Source organism: Novosphingobium sp. YAF33, from assembly GCF_052113265.1.
In the GTDB taxonomy this organism is placed as follows: domain Bacteria; phylum Pseudomonadota; class Alphaproteobacteria; order Sphingomonadales; family Sphingomonadaceae; genus Novosphingobium.
In genome coordinates this window covers 318,710-333,810 of record NZ_JBFRCW010000005.1, presented here as the reverse complement: position 1 = coordinate 333,810, position 15,101 = coordinate 318,710, and the positions used below count along the sequence as shown (strand labels likewise).

The 15,101-nt window shown below is 65.3% G+C and carries 14 protein-coding genes; 5 read left to right on the top strand and 9 right to left on the bottom strand.

Features of this window, described 5'->3' with window-relative positions:
* Positions 1-28 precede the first annotated feature (28 nt).
* Entirely contained in the window at positions 29-835 is an 807-nt protein-coding gene (locus AB4Z00_RS12525; RefSeq protein ID WP_442046185.1) for an ABC transporter permease, read from the bottom strand.
* Positions 836-1,111: 276 nt separating this feature from the next.
* Between AB4Z00_RS12525 and AB4Z00_RS12520 the strand changes: the two genes are divergently transcribed.
* Positions 1,112-1,945 (top strand): LysR substrate-binding domain-containing protein, encoded by an 834-nt coding sequence (locus AB4Z00_RS12520; protein WP_132266573.1) that lies wholly within the window; start codon positions 1,112-1,114, stop codon positions 1,943-1,945.
* A gap of 109 nt (positions 1,946-2,054) precedes the next feature.
* Positions 2,055-2,750 (top strand): peroxiredoxin-like family protein, encoded by a 696-nt coding sequence (locus AB4Z00_RS12515; RefSeq protein WP_442046184.1) that lies wholly within the window; start codon positions 2,055-2,057, stop codon positions 2,748-2,750.
* Positions 2,751-3,155: 405 nt separating this feature from the next.
* On the opposite strand, the gene AB4Z00_RS12510 is transcribed toward AB4Z00_RS12515, so the two are convergent.
* Positions 3,156-4,034 (bottom strand): pirin family protein, encoded by an 879-nt coding sequence (locus tag AB4Z00_RS12510; protein WP_442046183.1) that lies wholly within the window; start codon positions 4,032-4,034, stop codon positions 3,156-3,158.
* Between the two features lie 243 nt (positions 4,035-4,277).
* Between AB4Z00_RS12510 and AB4Z00_RS12505 the strand changes: the two genes are divergently transcribed.
* Together AB4Z00_RS12505 and AB4Z00_RS12500 are read left to right on the top strand one after the other, a co-directional pair.
* The gene (locus AB4Z00_RS12505; RefSeq protein WP_442046182.1) at positions 4,278-5,564 is read left to right on the top strand and encodes a DUF6683 family protein; all 1,287 of its coding nucleotides are present in this window, start codon (positions 4,278-4,280) and stop codon (positions 5,562-5,564) included.
* Positions 5,565-5,774: 210 nt separating this feature from the next.
* Positions 5,775-6,671 carry a bestrophin family protein gene (locus AB4Z00_RS12500; protein ID WP_134094454.1) on the top strand — a complete coding sequence of 299 codons (897 nt, stop codon included), beginning with the start codon at positions 5,775-5,777 and terminating at the stop codon, positions 6,669-6,671.
* A 98-nt stretch (positions 6,672-6,769) separates the two neighbouring features.
* Here AB4Z00_RS12500 and AB4Z00_RS12495 read toward each other — a convergent pair whose 3' ends face one another.
* Positions 6,770-7,762 carry an aldo/keto reductase gene (locus tag AB4Z00_RS12495; protein WP_442046181.1) on the bottom strand — a complete coding sequence of 331 codons (993 nt, stop codon included), beginning with the start codon at positions 7,760-7,762 and terminating at the stop codon, positions 6,770-6,772.
* A 29-nt stretch (positions 7,763-7,791) separates the two neighbouring features.
* On the bottom strand, positions 7,792-8,760 hold the full coding sequence (locus AB4Z00_RS12490; protein ID WP_442046180.1) for an SDR family NAD(P)-dependent oxidoreductase: 969 nt from the start codon (positions 8,758-8,760) through the stop codon (positions 7,792-7,794).
* Positions 8,761-8,910: 150 nt separating this feature from the next.
* Between AB4Z00_RS12490 and AB4Z00_RS12485 the strand changes: the two genes are divergently transcribed.
* Entirely contained in the window at positions 8,911-9,840 is a 930-nt protein-coding gene (locus tag AB4Z00_RS12485; RefSeq protein WP_243654257.1) for an AraC family transcriptional regulator, read from the top strand.
* Positions 9,841-9,912: 72 nt separating this feature from the next.
* Here the strand turns inward: AB4Z00_RS12485 and AB4Z00_RS12480 are convergent, their stop codons facing one another.
* From AB4Z00_RS12480 to AB4Z00_RS12460, 5 genes are all read right to left on the bottom strand, one after another.
* Positions 9,913-10,365 carry a hypothetical protein gene (locus AB4Z00_RS12480; protein WP_431567504.1) on the bottom strand — a complete coding sequence of 151 codons (453 nt, stop codon included), beginning with the start codon at positions 10,363-10,365 and terminating at the stop codon, positions 9,913-9,915.
* Positions 10,366-10,683: 318 nt separating this feature from the next.
* The gene (locus AB4Z00_RS12475; RefSeq protein ID WP_442046179.1) at positions 10,684-11,961 is read right to left on the bottom strand and encodes a M24 family metallopeptidase; all 1,278 of its coding nucleotides are present in this window, start codon (positions 11,959-11,961) and stop codon (positions 10,684-10,686) included.
* Positions 11,962-12,013: 52 nt separating this feature from the next.
* Positions 12,014-12,868: an SDR family oxidoreductase gene (locus tag AB4Z00_RS12470; protein WP_442046178.1), complete on the bottom strand. Its 855-nt coding sequence runs from the start codon at positions 12,866-12,868 to the stop codon at positions 12,014-12,016.
* A gap of 107 nt (positions 12,869-12,975) precedes the next feature.
* Entirely contained in the window at positions 12,976-13,737 is a 762-nt protein-coding gene (locus tag AB4Z00_RS12465; protein WP_442046177.1) for an SDR family NAD(P)-dependent oxidoreductase, read from the bottom strand.
* A 13-nt stretch (positions 13,738-13,750) separates the two neighbouring features.
* The gene (locus AB4Z00_RS12460; RefSeq protein WP_442046176.1) at positions 13,751-15,022 is read right to left on the bottom strand and encodes a cytochrome P450; all 1,272 of its coding nucleotides are present in this window, start codon (positions 15,020-15,022) and stop codon (positions 13,751-13,753) included.
* Positions 15,023-15,101 lie beyond the last annotated feature (79 nt).

Here is a 15,101-nt window from a genome sequence, read left to right as displayed (position 1 = left end):
TTCTCCGGATAAGGTGCGGATCTGGGCGTCATTGCGAGACGATGCTGGGGCGCCACACCAGGGCGCGGTTTTCCACGGCGCGCACCAGGGCGTCGGCGGCAAGACCAAGCACCGCGTAGACCATCAGGCAGACCACGATGATGTCGGTCCGCATGAAGTCGCGTGCATTGTTGATGAGATAGCCGAGACCGGCCGAAGCGTTGATCTGTTCGGCAACGACCAGCACGAGTATGGCGACCGACAGGGAATAGCGCAGCCCGACCAGCAGCGAGGGAAGCGCGCCGGGCAGAATGACATGCCAGATCTGCTCGGCACGGCTCAAGCCGAAGCTGCGTGCACCCTCCAGAAGCCGCACGTCGACGCTGCGGATGCCGCTATACAGATTGAGATAGACCGGAAAGATCGCGGCGAAGGCGATCAGGGCGATCTTGGGCGTTTCGCCTATCCCGAACCAGACGATGAACAGGGGTGTCAGCGCCAGCGTCGGGATCGTGCGCTTGATCTGCATGATCGGATCGACCGCGACCTCTCCTTGCCGCGACAGCCCGGCGACCAGCGCCAGCACGACGCCAATGCTGATCCCGATCGCGAGTCCGATCGCCACACGCAGGAACGAGACCCAGAGGTTGTTCGAAAGCTCCCCGGAAAGCGCCATATCCAGCATGGTCGACAGCACTGTCGACGGCGCCGCCAGAGTGCGTTCGGGAATGAGGCCGCAGCGCGATCCCAGCTCCCACAAAAGCAGGAACAGCAAGGGCGACAGCCAGCGTGCGCTGCGCAGCGTATGGGCCAGCGCTCCGAACGAGAGGATGCGGGAGGACGGGCGGGCGCTCATTGGTGTCGTCTCGGATATGGCATCCGCGGAAGAGACATCGCATTGTCTACTAATTCAATTGAGTTTTGACGGAAGGCCTATCAGCCGCGCTCATAACGCAGGGAAACCGGGGATTTTCGTAGCTGAATCGTGCAGCAAGCGGGGTGAATGCCGCCCGCCTCTTCCTGTGCAGCCACACAAGGATTGCCATCAGCGGGACAAACTCTACTAATTTGGTTGAGATAGTGCGGGTCGCTAGGTTCGCGCCGATGCCCTCTCTGAGCGAGTGATTCTCACATGCCTGTAAATCTGCCGACCAACCTGCTGCGCAGCTTCGTGACGATCGTCGATACGGGCTCGATGCTCAACGCAGCGGAACGGGTCTTCGTGAGCCAGTCCGCACTGAGCCTCCAAATCAAGCGTCTGGAGGAGCTGCTCCAGCAGGCCCTGTTCCACCGCGACGGCCGCCGGCTCACGCTGACCCCTTCGGGTGAGCTGATGCTGGAATATGCCCGCAAGGTGCTGAACATTCATGACGAGGCCGTCGCCGCCGTAACCGCGGGCCATTTCACCGGGCCTGCGAGAATCGGCATGGTCCAGGATTTCGCCGAGATGCTGCTGTCCGGGCTTCTGGCCCGCTTCGCCGAACTGCATCCCGAGGCGCAGCTCTATTCGCGGATCGCCGGAACCGCGGAATTGCTGGGCCAGCTTGAACGTCGTCAGTTGGATATCGTGCTGGGCTTTGCCGCGGCGAGCGATCCGGGCGCCATCGCCAGTGCGCCCATGGCCTGGTACGGCAACCCCGACCTTGCCCGGAAAACCGTGGTGCAGCTCGCCGTGCTGGAGCCGCCCTGCCGCTTTCGCGAAGCGGCGATCCATGCTCTGGAGGAAGCCGGGCGGCCCTACCGGATATCTGTGGAGACGCCCAACCTCACTGCCTTGCGCGCGGCTGTCGATGCCGGGCTCGGAGTGACCTGCCGCACGCATCTGTTCCTGCGTGACGCGCCGCTGGAAGATGGAGACTTGCCCGCCCTTCCCAACGTCTCATGCATTCTCCAGACCGCGCCGAACCTGGACGGCCCGACAAGCCAGCTGGCCAGCCTGGCGCGCGAAGTCGTGGCCGCGCTGTAGACCGCCAAGCCCTTATTGAAAATTATCAAGGGTGCGACTGCGCTTCTTGTTATCGCCGCCGCGGCGCCCCGCCTAGCCTTGCCCCCGGACATCCATCCGGAGGGAAAGAATGACGAAGAGCCTCAAGGATCGTTTCACCGAGCTTCAGGCCGAGCGCGCACGGACTTGGAGCGCCGAGCAGCTCGAGCGAAACGCTGCGCAGCGCCGCGAACTGGCCAGACGTCACGACCCCGCGACATTGCCGCGCGCGGGTGACGTGATCGCGCCTTTCAGGCTCATCGACCAGGATGGAGGGGAACTCACCCGCGACCAGCTTCTCGCAGAGGGACCGGCGGTGCTCGTGTTCTTCCGCTTCGGCGGCTGCCCGGCCTGTAACATCGCCCTGCCCTATTACAACGAAACGCTATGGCCCGCGCTTCGCGAGCAAGGCGTTCCACTCGTTGCCGCCAGCGCGCAGATCCCCGTCGATCGGGCGCTGATCGAGCGCCACCAGCTTGGCTTCACCGTCGCCAGCGACCCCGGCTATGCACTGGCGAGAGACCTCGGCATCACGTTCCTGCCCGAAGAACAGCCTGAAGTCGCGCCCGGCCAGGAATGGATAGGCTCGACACTCGGCACGTTCAGTTACGAAATCGACCAGCCTGCGGTCCTGGTGCTTTGCAAGGACGCCAAGGTCCTGTTCTTCGAAGCGAGCCCGGATTGGCTGCAACGCACTGACAGCGAAACGATCCTGAGCGCCCTGGCAAGCCAGGGAACAAGCCTCGGGCACTTCGGCGAGCCGCTTGATGTGCAGTCATCCTTATAGAAAGCGCGCCGGGGCCAGCGAATGGCGAAATTGAGCACGGACGCATATTCCGGCTCTGGCCTGTGTTGCTGCCCATTGCCTGTTGAGCGCTCACGGTGACCACTGCGGTCCCAAGGATGATCCCCGTCATCGCTCACGCCCGGTCAGCCTTTCCGCCACAAGACCGCCATTTGGCGCCGATTTGTTCGGAGCGCCTTCGCGCGCTCCCTCATCGGTCGGAAATCTGGCGTCGATTCCTCCGCGAACACCTTCCGCTTTTGGGGAAGGCGCTGGCGGCCAATTAGGCAGGGAAAGGCGGCGGGTCCTAGGGCAAATCCGAGCGCCCCTCCGCCATCACCCTTCTTCAGCACACCTCGCCTCAAGGCAGCCTTGCGGAGAGTGCCTCTCCCCGCAAGAACCGCGCCGTTATTGCCCGACGCCGCGCAAGGGGCCGGTGCCGTTGAACTTGCCCGCCTGATAGTCGCGGATGGCCTCGCCGATTTCCGCCTGCGTGTTCATGACGAAGGGACCATGGGCCACCACCGGTTCGCGGATCGGGTCGGCGTGGCCGAACAGGAGTACCGCGTCGCTTTGCGCCTCGATCGAGAGGGTGTCGCCATCATCTCTCACGGTGACGAGATGCCAGGCGTTCACGGCCTCGCCGCTGACCGAGACGCTTCCAGATACGACGTAAAGAAACACGCTCCGCTCTTTGGGAGCCGGCAGGTCGATCCGCGCGCCGGCGGACAGACGCACGGTCGACATGAACACGCCAGTGAGCGACGGGATCGGCCCGGTGAGGTCCCCATAGGTGCCCGCTATCAGGTTCAGGGTACCCTGCCCTTCGGCGATCGGGATCGCGGGAATGCCGTCGACCTGAACGCCGGTGTAGCGCGGAGGTGACATCTTCAGCTGCGACGGGAGATTGACCCAGAGCTGGAGGATTTCCAGGGCACCGCCCGCTTGCTTGAAGCTGGGCGGCGACACTTCCGCGTGGATCAGGCCGGAGCCTGCCGTCATCCATTGCACGCCGCCCGCTTCGATGATGCTTTCATGGCCGCCCGTGTCGTGGTGGGCGAGATTGCCTTCGAGAATGAAGGTCACCGTCTCGAAGCCGCGGTGCGGATGCGGACCGAAAGGCAGGCCGTTGTTTCCGGGCTGATAGACCTGCGGGCCGTGATGATTCAGGAAAAGGAACGGATCGACCTGATCGAGGCCCGGTCCCGGCACCGGCCGCCGGGTGACGAGGTCAGCGATATCGTCGCGGCGGGCGGGATGGATCCCGGCAACGGAACGGCTGGTCATGGGAATTCCTTTTCGGAAAGCACGCGGCGCAAAGCGCTGGTCTTGCTTCGTGAGGTCCGAACGCGGTTCTGATGCTCCGGATAGCAGGAGGACCCGTGATGGCAATCCATTGCAGCTTGATGGCAGGGTCAGGCGGTATGGCGGGGACCGTTCGCCTCATCATTCGAACGGCCTGTCGCCCCTGTCATGACCGCGTTATGTCTCAGCGGCCAGCGCGGTTCGGTATGTCCCGAAGGAGGTTCGATGCTCCCCCGCGTCCTGATACCGTCTGCCCTCCTGCTGCTGGCTTCTGGCCCGGCCGCCGCCGCGCAGTCCGAACCGGCCACCCGCTTTCACCGGGACCCCGCGCTCCTTGCCGAGAAGGAGGCGAAGATCGTCGCCCTGTTCGGGCAGAAATCACCGCAGGCCGGGGCGGAACTGGAGAAGCTGTTCCGGGAGGACATCATCGCCAAGGTCCGGCCCGCCTATGGGAAACTCGGCTTCGATATCGAAGACGTGGTGGATCTCGTCTCCGCTTACTGGATGGTCGCCTGGCTGGCCGCAAACGGCATTGTCGATGACAGCCGCCCCGATCGCGAGACAGCGCAGGCAGTGCGGGCGCAGATGCGCAAGGTGATGCTCGCCAATCCCGGTTTCGCCGCCCTGGACGACCGCGGGCGGCAGGATATCGGAGACACCATGCTGCTCCAGGCGCTGCTTGCCGAAATCCAGATGCAGGCCGCAGCGACGCAGGGCGCCGCGATGAAGCAGCAGGTGAGTGACGCCGTCCAGGCGCAGGCCGCCGCTCTGCTCAAGGTGGACATGCGCCGCATGACGCTGACGGCGAAGGGCTTCGCCGGACAAGGCGCACCATCGGCAGCGGGAACCGCCCCGCCGCCCCCTGCCCCAACACCCGTGCGGGCGTCAGGGATGGCTGCCACGAGCAAAGCTGCCGGCCTGTATTTTCGCGCGATTTCGGGCGGCGGCGGGGTCGACTGGGAGCCGCTCGCATTCTTCGGCAACGGCGAATACTGGGAGATCGGCGCCACGCCGCTCGACGAGTTGAACGTCGCAGAGTCCAAGGCGCGCGAGCCGCACCGCTGGGGGCGTTGGCAGCAGGCAGGCGGAGGCTTTCGTCTGACCGGCAGCGACGGCCATTCGAACGACTACACGCTTCCCTCCGGCAACTTCTTTCCGGCCTTCTCCAGCGCACAGGGCGGCGCGACACTCTCCGGTGCCTATTCACGCACCAGCTCCAGCGGGCTGCAAGGCGGCGGGACGACGGTGGCACTGTTCGTGGACAAGATCCGCTTCACGCCGGACGGGCAGTTCGTGGAGGGATCCAACATGGGCGCGATGGGCAGCGGCGTTTACGCCGGCCGCAAGACTGGTGGAAGCGGGCGTTACCGGCTGTCCGGCACCACGCTGGAACTCACTTACGCAGACGGGCGGGTAAAGCGGACGAGCTTCGCTTACGGCGCGACCGGGCGGCCTGCACACCCTTCGAAGGACATGGTCTTCATCGGCGGCGATACTTTCGTCACGGACTAGGCCGACAAGGCGCACCCGCCATGCGAATGCCTTGCAACCGCTGCAAGGATCCCTGCGAAAGTGGCTCTTGCGGCTGGTCGGCGGCTTGGATTAGAGCCATGCCATGCTGATCGAAACCCAGGCTTGCGCAACCCGCTACCAGCGTGACGGCAAGCCCCCGCATGTCGTGGCCGCCCATGGTCCCGCCGCGAATGCTGCCGAGATTTCCCTATGATCGTCCGCCCCAAACCGGGTCTTTGGGATGTCGCTTTCGCTATCAGGGGATCGATCCTTCCCCGTATCGTCGGCAGGTTGGTGACGATCGCTGCCGTCAGCTGCCTGGCCGTCATGGCCGCCGGACAGCGGCCGGACCTGTTTTCCCGGATCGGCACCACGCCTTTCACGCTGATCGGCATCGCGCTTTCGATCTTCATGAGCTTTCGCAACAATGCCTGCTACGATCGCTGGTGGGAGGGGCGCAAGCTCTGGGGCTCGCTCGTGATCGCCGGCCGCTCACTTGCGCGCCGCGTCGTCACTCTCGAACATGCCGATCAACGCAGGTTGCTGATCGGCATGTGCGGCTTTACGGCGGGCCTTGCAGCCCGGCTGCGCGGAAGCGGGGAAACGGAAGAAATCGCCAGGCGCTGCGGGAGCGGGCCATGGGACGATGCCGTCAATCCCAGTGACAGCCTGCTTCGCGAACTGGGCCGTCACGGCCTGGAACTGGCGAGGGACGGGCGGGTCGGCGCGATCCACCATTCGCTCATCGAGGAACAGCTTCACCTGCTGGCGCAAGTCCAGGCCGGCTGCGAGCGCATTGCCCTCACCCCTGTTCCCTTCAGCTATTCGCTCCTGCTGCACCGCACCGCATATATATTCTGCCTGGCGCTGCCCTTCGCGCTGGCCGGTTCGCTGGGTTGGTGGACACTCCTTCCGGTCCTCCTGGTCAGCTACACCTTCTTCGGACTGGATGCGCTCGGCGATCAGCTCGAGGATCCCTTCGGCCTCGAACCCAACGACCTCCCGCTCGACGCCATGGTGCGCACCGTCGAGCGCGAGATGCTGTCGGCCCTGGGAATGACCGACCTGCCCGATCCGGTCTCTCCGGCGAACTACGTGCTGCGCTGATTGCCGGGCAGGGTTGCACCGCTTTCAGCCCGCTTTTCGCGCGAAGGCAGGCCGGCGATTTTTGCCGGCCTGCCCTGCTTTCCGGTTCGCGCGATCGGTCAGAGCTTGACGCGTGCCATCCCTGCTTCGTTGTAGCGCGGGCCGGCCGTTCGGCCGCTGGGTGCCGCAGCCTCGATCACGGCCAGATCCTCGGCGGTGAGCGTCACGTCGGGGGCTCCCGCGCTGTCGCGCAGAGTTTCGCTACGCTTGAACCCCGGGATCGGGACGATATCGTCCCCTTGCGCCAGCAACCACGCCAGCGCGACCTGGGCATTGGAGACACCGTGCCGCTGGGCCACCGAGCGGACCGCATCGACGATCGCAAGGTTCTTCGGCATGTTCTCGGGCGAGTAGCGCGGATCGTTGCGCCGCCAATCGCCCGCCGGAAGATCGTCCAGGCTGCGAATGCCGCCGGCCAGGAAACCCCGCCCCAGCGGGCTGTAAGGCACGAAGCCGACGCCGTTCTCACGGCAGGCATCGAGGATCTCCCCTTCCACGTCGCGCTCCCAGATCGAGTATTCGCTCTGCAGCGCTGCAATCGGATGCACCTTGGCGGCCCGGCGCACCGTATCGGCGGCCGCTTCGGACAGGCCGATGTGGCGCACCTTCCCCTCCTTCACCAGTTCGGCCATGCCGCCGATGGTCTCCTCGATGGGGACGTTCGGATCGACGCGGTGCTGGTAGAACAAGTCGATGGTGTCGATGCCCAGGCGCTTCAGCGATCCCTCGCAGGCACGCCGCGCGTTTTCGGGGCTGCCATCGACGTGGGTCGGCGTATCGCCATCCCAGCGCATGGCGAACTTGGTGGCGATGACCAGCCCTTCGCGCCTGCCCTTGATAGCAGCCCCGACCAGTTCCTCGTTGCGGAACGGCCCATACATCTCGGCCGTGTCGAAAAACGTGATGCCAAGGTCGATCGCCTCGTGGATGGTGCGGGTCGAAACCGCGTCATCGGCGAGGCCATAGTTGATGTTGCCTTCGCGGATCATCGGCATGCAGCCGACGCCGATCGCGGATACCTTCAGGCCTTGGCCAAGAGTGCGGTACTTCATGTTGTCGTCTCCTCTGTTCGGGCCCGGCGTCAGAAACGCTCGCCGACCATCTCTTCGCTTTTCGCCCAGAGCGCCTTCGCGTTGTCCGGATCGAGCGCATAAGGCTGCACGCCGCCGCGCAGGCCTTCGCTCTCCTGGACTTCCGCGACCCGGCAGTCCTCGCAGTAGCGCCCCCCGATCTGCGATGGTTCGGCAACCACCGCAGACCAGAGCGTGGTGGCCGCGCCTTGCGGTATCGACTTGTAGACCAGCGCAGACGCGCCCGCCGCTTCCAGGCTAGCGCCGATCGAGGCGACGAGCGCCTCCTTTTCGTCCTGCGTCATGTGGCGGGACAGCTCCGTATCCCAGATCACACCCGGATGGACGGCCACGGCGCGTATGCCCCTGTCGCGATGCCGCCTGTCGAACTCCACGGCGAAGAGGATGTTCGCCGTCTTCGAACGTCCGTAGCCGAGCCAGGGATCGTAATCGCCGCGCTCGAAGTTCGGGTCCTCGAGGTCGACGTTGCCATAGCGGTGCCCGGCCGAGGACAGGTTCACTAGCCTGCCCCCTTCGCGCAGCAAGGGAGCGATGCGGTTCACCAGCACGAAATGGCCCAGGTGATTGGTGCCGAACTGGGTTTCGAACCCATCCGCGGTCTGCCCGAAAGGCGGCGCCATCACGCCCGCGTTGGCGATGACGATGTCGAACGGCTGTCCCGCCTCATTCAGGCCGTCCACGCAGGCGCGCACGCTCGCAAGGGATGCCAGGTCCAGTTCGACCAGGCTGAAGCTGCCGCCGCCGGTCTCGGCTGCCGCATGCACCTGCTGGGTCGCCCGCTCGGCCTTGGCCAGATCGCGCACCGCGCCGACCACTTCGGCACCGTGGGCCACTAGCGCGCGGCAGGTCTCTATGCCGATGCCGGCAGAAGCGCCCGTCACGAGCACACGCTTGCCGCGAAGGTCGATCCCGCCAAGCACCTCGTCGGCGGTCGAAGTCTCTCCGAAAGGATGGGTCATGATTGTCTCCGGTTCGTGGCGCTCACCACTTGAGACGGTGAGGCCAGGAGGCGGATATAGGGCGCGGCCCCTTCCCCAGGGTGCCCGATCGTCTCAACGCCTTGCCCAATCCTATCAGCGCGGTTGCATCACCCCGCAGGCAGCCCGATAATGACGTTCATGCAGGACACGCTCAATCGCATGTGCCGGCGCGTGGAGCGCCATATTCCCGGGCCCTCCCGCGATATGCCCGCAGACATGCCCGTGCCGCGCCTTCGGGTTCACATGGCATGCGAAGCCGGGGGGACGATCAGCAGCCGGTATGAACCGATGATCTGCCTGGTCCTGCGCGGCGCCAAGCAAGTGACCATCGGCAATCGCGTGCTGCGCTACGATGCCGCAACCTGCTTCGTGACGTCGGTTGAGGTCGCCGCCGTCGGTTGCGTGACCGAGGCATCGCGCGAGCGCCCCTATATCGTCACGACCCTGGCACTCAACCGCGAAGTCCTGGCCGAGCTGCTTGCCGAACTGCCGCGCTCGTCCGGCCCATCGGAACCGGCAGGCCCGCTGGCGGGCTTCGGCGTGGCACCCGTGACCCGCGAAATCCTGGATGCCTGGGAGCAGCTTCTGGCCCTTCTCGACAGTCCGGCCGACATCCCGATCCTCGGTCCGGCCCGCGAACGCGAGGTGCTCTACCGCCTGCTCCAGAGCGGCCATGGCGGAATGCTGCGCCAGATCGGGCGCGAGGATAGCCGCCTCTCGCGCACGCGCCGCGCAATCGAATGCATTCGTCGCAATTTCGACCAGCCGCTGCGCACCGAAGCGCTCGCCGAAATTGCCGGGATGAGCGTTCCTTCGTTTCACCGGCACTTCAAGGCCGCCACGGGCATGAGCCCGTTGCAATACCAGAAGAGCTTGCGCCTCCAGACCGCCCGGCGCCTGCTCACGGCCAGCCCGGACGCCGCGCGCGCGGCATTCGCCGTCGGCTACGAGAGCGCCTCGCAGTTCAGCCGCGAATATGCCCGCCAGTTCGGGTCGCCGCCGACGCGGGACGCCGCCCGGATGCGCGAGGCGACCTCCGAGCGGTTCGATCTGACGTGATTTCCAGCCTCGGCGTGACAGCAAGCCCTGCCGCTCTCCGATCGGTTGCCTGCTCGCTCGCCGCGCTTTCGTTCAGCGAAGATCCTGCGTGAGCTGCCAGCAGCCGTTCTGCCATGCGAACAGATAACCGGCTGGCTTGCCAATGTGCCGCTCTACCGTCCAACCGTCACCCTCTTCATCGTCCCGCAGGATCGCAGGCTGATAGGTGAACCTGTAACTGCCGTCGGGCAGGTCCTCGAATTTCACATCCAGCGCGGTGTAGGGCTGGCTCGGATCGGCTTCCCAGCGCTTGACGGATGCCGTGTCGGCGAATTGCCAGTCGACATGCGAAACGTTGAAGATCCGGTAATTGCTGGCGGGAAGGTTGGTACCAGACGCCTTGGCGGGCTGGCGAAACGCGCGCTGTTCGACGGCCGGCGCAGTGTATTTCGCACGCACCGCCGGCGAGGCGATGAAAGCGTCGAGGAACTGAACGAATTCCTTTTGCGAGCAACCGCTTTTCGCCTGGGCCATCGCCTCGGCCATGTCCGCCTGGGTCTCCGCGAAAGAGGCCTGCGCCGTGCCTAGAAGCGCCAGGGTCGCCGCGGCGCACGTCAAAACGGAATATCGCCCGAGGCCGAAAGGTCTAGTCACTGTAAAACTCCCCTATTCATGAGAAAAGACCCTGCACCGTGCACACCCGCAGCGGGGCCAGTTGCTGGAATTCGACGCCGAGCGCGATACTCCCGCGTCAGGACAGGTCCAAGGTTTTTGGCAAGAAGCAGATGAGACGAAGCGTGGCGTGGCGCCGTTCTGTCGCGTGAGGTGGTCCGGTCTTTCAGGTAGTCGATCGCCGATCGGCTATTATGGCGCCACAGTTCCGACCGGCTGCTCCAACGACATGGGCGGGTTGGAAAACCAGGCGGGGCCGTTGGTCGTCATGTGGAAGCAGTCTTCGAGCCTCACGCCGAACTTGCCGGGTAAATAGAGCCCCGGCTCGTTCGAAAAACACATGCCCGGGGCCAGCGCCGTCGTTTCATTGTGAACAAGGTTGACCGGCTCATGGCCATCGAGGCCGATGCCGTGGCCGGTGCGATGCGAGAGGCCGGGCAACCGATAGCGGGGACCGAAGCCGCGCTTCTCGTAGAAAGCGCGAACGGCATCGTCGACACGGCCCGCAGGCAGCCCCACTTGCGCGGCATCGAAGGCAATCTGCTGGCCTTCGTGGACGGTATCCCATATCGCGCGGACCTCGGACGGCGCCTTCCCGAGAACGAAAGTGCGCGAGACGTCCGACTGGTACCCTTCGACGGTACAACCGCAGTCCATCAGGATCACCTCGCCCTCCCGCACGGTCTGCGGTTTATGCGACCCGTGCGGATAGGCGGAGGCCTCGCCCAGCAGGACCAGCGAAAATTCCGGCGTGCCGCCCAGCTTCACCGTCGCCGCGTCCATCAGTGCGCCGATCTCGTGCGGGGTCATGCCCGCCCTTATGCGGGGCCAGACCCAGCGATAGGCCGCGATCGTCACTTCGGTCGCCTTCGTCATCAGCGCGATCTCGGCGGGCGTCTTGATCATGCGGCAGCCGCGCACGACCGGGTTCGCGGAAACGATCCTGGTACCCGGCGCGCGTTTGGAGAGACCGTCGCTGGCAAAGAAGCGGACCGTTTCCTCGACGGCCACCGTGCCGCTGGAAAGACCGCGCTCCTTCAGCGTAGCGGCGATGAGCGCAATCGGATCCTCGTCTTCCTGCCAGACGCGGACTTCCGCCGGGATCGCCAGGGTCTCACGCACCGAGGGTTCCTCGAAGAACGGAGTGACGATCACCGGCTCGCCCTTCTGGAAAAGCAGCGCTGCCGTCAGGCGTTCGCTGCGCCACCATTCGATGCCGGTGAAATACACCAGACTTGCGCCAGGTTCGATCAGGATGGCATCGATCTCATGCTCCCGCATCAGCCGTCGGGCGCGTTCGAGGCGCCCTTCGCGTTCGGAGCGCGAGATGGGAACCGCATCGGAAGTGATCTTGCGCAGATCGCTGGTGTCGATGTCGGCCAGCAGCGGGCCGGGCAGCAGCATGGAGATCGCCAGCGCGCCTCCACCAAGGATCAGGCCGCGGCGATCGGATCGAAGAGAAGTGCTCATGCGAAATCATGGCACAGGATCGATAGCCGTCAAGCCGGCAGTGCCATGCAGTTCAGGTGCCGGGCGATGGACCGTCCTGCCCCCGGTCATGCGCCTTGAGCAGGGCGCCGAAGGTCTCTTCCAACTGGGCACGATAAGCGCCATGAGTCACGATGTAGCGCTCGTTCGCCAGCAGATCAAGCAGGACATTGCGCGCGGCATGTTCGGCCGTTGCCACATGGTCCGCCGAGGTCATGCCCCTGCTCTTCATCATCGCGTCGATATCGTCTCGCCTGATCTCCATCTCGCCCATCTCCCGGGGCCGCGCCAGGGCGCTGCTTTCCAGATGCCGGGTCGCCATGCCCGCGGGGAACGCTATCGAAACGCCGATGCGCTCCTCGGCCAGTTCCATCCGCAAGGTCTCGGCATAGCCGGTCACCGCGTATTTGGAGGCGGTGTAGGCTCCCATGCGTATGCCCGGCGTCAACGCCGCCGACGAAGACGTGACGAGAATACGCTTCGGGCCCTTCGAGCGGCGGATGAGGGGCAGGAAAGACTGGACCGTATGAATGGTGCCCATGACGTTGACGTCGAGCACCCAGCGCCATTCCTGTTCCGTCAGCCGCTCCAGCGGGCCGAACTGCTGCACGCCCACGTTCGCGCACAGGATCGAGCAGTTCCCGAAGCGATCCGCCACGGTAGCGGCCGCAGCCTGTACGGCGCCCGCATCCGCGACATCGACACGCAGGCCCATCGCCTCCCCGCCTTGCGCGCCAACGCGGTCCGCCACCTGCTGCGCGGCGCTGCCGTCGATATCGAGAGCCGCGATCTTCATGCCCGCTTCGCGAAACCGGTCCACCAGCGCCGCGCCGAACCCGGAACCCGCCCCTGTCACTACAGCCGTGCAGCCCTTCAGTTCGTCGGTCATTGCGCTCTTTCCTGAGATGGATCGATCCGGGCCGAAGCGCGCGGCGGCTTTCGGCGGAGTTATGGTCGTGCGGGTCGCAGCAAGGTCGCCTGCCGGCCTGCCGAGGGCTACATCCACGTCCCGCCGTTCACGTTGACTTCCTGGCCCGTGATGTAGCTTGCCTTGTCGGAGCACAGGAATTCGCAGGCGTTCGCGATATCCTCGGGCGTGCCTGGGCGGGCAATCGGGATGGCCTGGGCGATCACCTCCAGCGGGGGCACTTCTCCCGAATTCACCCCGGCGCGGGCCAGCGGCGTATCGACGAGCGACGGGGGAATCGTGTTGACCGTGATGCCGTGAACGGCGAGTTCGCGCGCCAGCGAACGGGTGAGCCCGATCACCCCACCTTTCGAGGCCGCGTAATGCGCACGGTCCTGCGCGCCCGACTGCGCCGCCTGCGAGGAGATCGTCACGATCCTGCCCCACTTGCGCGCCACCATGTCCGGCGCAGCAAGCTGGACCGTGTGGAACACGCCGTTGAGGTTCACATCGATCATCCGCTGCCAGGTTTCGACCGACATCGTGAGGAAGTCTGCCGAGGCGGAAATGCCCGCGTTGGCGATGACGATGCTGATCGGGCCTAGGCTGCGTCTCACCGCATCGTAAGCGGCGGCCATATCGTTCCGGTTGCCCACGTCCGCGCGAAGCGGAAGCACGTTCGCCCCCTCGGCCCGAAGCGCGCCTGCTTCGCGCTCCAACGCCTCTTCCTGACGGTCGAGCATCGCCACGGGATGGCCGTTCCTTGCAAAGAGCCGGCAGATGCCCAGCCCCATTCCCGATGCGCCGCCGGTGACGACGACGACGCGATCCTTGTTCGTTTCCCTGGTCATGATCCTATCCCGTTCAGGCCGGAGTGAGCTTGAGGTTCAGCGCGGCCAGACCGCGAATGATGAAGCTGGGTTCGTATTCCAGCCTGCGCGCGCCTCTTGACCCGTGGATCGTTTCGTCGAGGTCGATGTCGCTGGTGCGGGACAGGAATTCCTCGAAAATCGCGCGGACTTCCACCCGCGCCAGCGGCGCCCCGGCGCAGACGTGCGCGCCGCGCCCGAAAGCGAGGTGTTCCTTGATGCGCGGGCGGCCGAGGATAAGTTTCCCGGGATCCTCCCAGCGCCGGGGATCGCGGTTCGCGGCGGCAAGGGCGATGAAGACCTTTTCTCCCGGACGCACATCGAAGCCGGCGATCTGCGCGGGCTTCTTCACCAGCCGCGCGGTCATCTTCGTGGAACCTTCGAGGCGCAGCACTTCCTCGAGGAAATCAGGAATGAGCGCCGGATCGGCGCGGAGCTGTTGCTGCAGCGCCGGCATGTCGACCAGATGGCGCATGGCATTTCCAAGCAGCTTGGCGCTGGTGTCCTGCCCGGCGCCGAACAGGAACGTCGCAAGGCGCACGATCTCCATCAGGTCGGGCTGCGATCCGTCCGGATAGGCGGCGGCGGAGAGTTCGCTGAGAACGTCCCCGCGCGGAGACTGGCGCCGGTCGGCCACGTACTGCGCGAAATACATGCCCATGAGGACCAGCGGCTGGTTCTGGGCTGCGAGATCGTCGGGATCGAGACTACCCGGAGGCGGCCCGGCGTCGATGGCGTCCATGAACACCTGCCGGTCGTCGGCCGGAACGCCCAGCAGATCCGCGATCACGAGGGTCACGAAAGGCGTCGCGATGTCCTTGATGAGTTCGCAGCGCCCGGCCGCGACCGCGTCCCCGACCAGTTGGCCCGCCAGCTCGGAAATGAACGCCTCGTTGGCCCGCAGCTTCGAAGGCGTGAACAGGCGGCTGAGGATCGAGCGAGAGAACGTATGCTGCTCGCCGTCGTAGGCCACCAGCAGGTCGCCGCCCACGAAGCCGCCGCGATGGGCCTCGATCAGGGGCGAGAGGTCGACGCCCCCGGCCTCGAACGGCAAGGGCGCGGCAGGCCCCTGCGGCGCAATGACCGAAGAATAGTCATCCGTGTTCTTCAGAACTTCCAGCGCCTCTTCGAACCCCGTGACCAGCACGATGTCGCGGCCGGGAAGGCGGTAGACGGGGCCCCGCTCGCGCGCCGCTTCGAAGTAGGCGTAGGGATCGAGGAGAATATCGTGGTCCGTGAAGTAATCACGTTCGGCGAGCTCTATCATGGAAAACTCTCCCGTTGTTCAGGTGGATCCTGGCGTCCCGGCCGGGTGAACCCGCCGCTGCGCGATGCAGCCGGAGGGC

Excerpts from the sequence above, each read along its gene's own strand:
- AB4Z00_RS12525 (WP_442046185.1), bottom strand. The coding sequence starts at position 835 with ATGAGCGCCCGCCCGTCCTCCCGCATCCTCTCGTTCGGAGCGCTGGCC.
- AB4Z00_RS12520 (WP_132266573.1), top strand. The coding sequence starts at position 1,112 with ATGCCTGTAAATCTGCCGACCAACCTGCTGCGCAGCTTCGTGACGATC.
- AB4Z00_RS12515 (WP_442046184.1), top strand. The coding sequence starts at position 2,055 with ATGACGAAGAGCCTCAAGGATCGTTTCACCGAGCTTCAGGCCGAGCGC.
- AB4Z00_RS12510 (WP_442046183.1), bottom strand. The coding sequence starts at position 4,034 with ATGACCAGCCGTTCCGTTGCCGGGATCCATCCCGCCCGCCGCGACGAT.
- AB4Z00_RS12505 (WP_442046182.1), top strand. The coding sequence starts at position 4,278 with ATGCTCCCCCGCGTCCTGATACCGTCTGCCCTCCTGCTGCTGGCTTCT.
- AB4Z00_RS12500 (WP_134094454.1), top strand. The coding sequence starts at position 5,775 with ATGATCGTCCGCCCCAAACCGGGTCTTTGGGATGTCGCTTTCGCTATC.
- AB4Z00_RS12495 (WP_442046181.1), bottom strand. The coding sequence starts at position 7,762 with ATGAAGTACCGCACTCTTGGCCAAGGCCTGAAGGTATCCGCGATCGGC.
- AB4Z00_RS12490 (WP_442046180.1), bottom strand. The coding sequence starts at position 8,760 with ATGACCCATCCTTTCGGAGAGACTTCGACCGCCGACGAGGTGCTTGGC.
- AB4Z00_RS12485 (WP_243654257.1), top strand. The coding sequence starts at position 8,911 with ATGACGTTCATGCAGGACACGCTCAATCGCATGTGCCGGCGCGTGGAG.
- AB4Z00_RS12480 (WP_431567504.1), bottom strand. The coding sequence starts at position 10,365 with ATGGCCGAGGCGATGGCCCAGGCGAAAAGCGGTTGCTCGCAAAAGGAA.
- AB4Z00_RS12475 (WP_442046179.1), bottom strand. The coding sequence starts at position 11,961 with ATGAGCACTTCTCTTCGATCCGATCGCCGCGGCCTGATCCTTGGTGGA.
- AB4Z00_RS12470 (WP_442046178.1), bottom strand. The coding sequence starts at position 12,868 with ATGACCGACGAACTGAAGGGCTGCACGGCTGTAGTGACAGGGGCGGGT.
- AB4Z00_RS12465 (WP_442046177.1), bottom strand. The coding sequence starts at position 13,737 with ATGACCAGGGAAACGAACAAGGATCGCGTCGTCGTCGTCACCGGCGGC.
- AB4Z00_RS12460 (WP_442046176.1), bottom strand. The coding sequence starts at position 15,022 with ATGATAGAGCTCGCCGAACGTGATTACTTCACGGACCACGATATTCTC.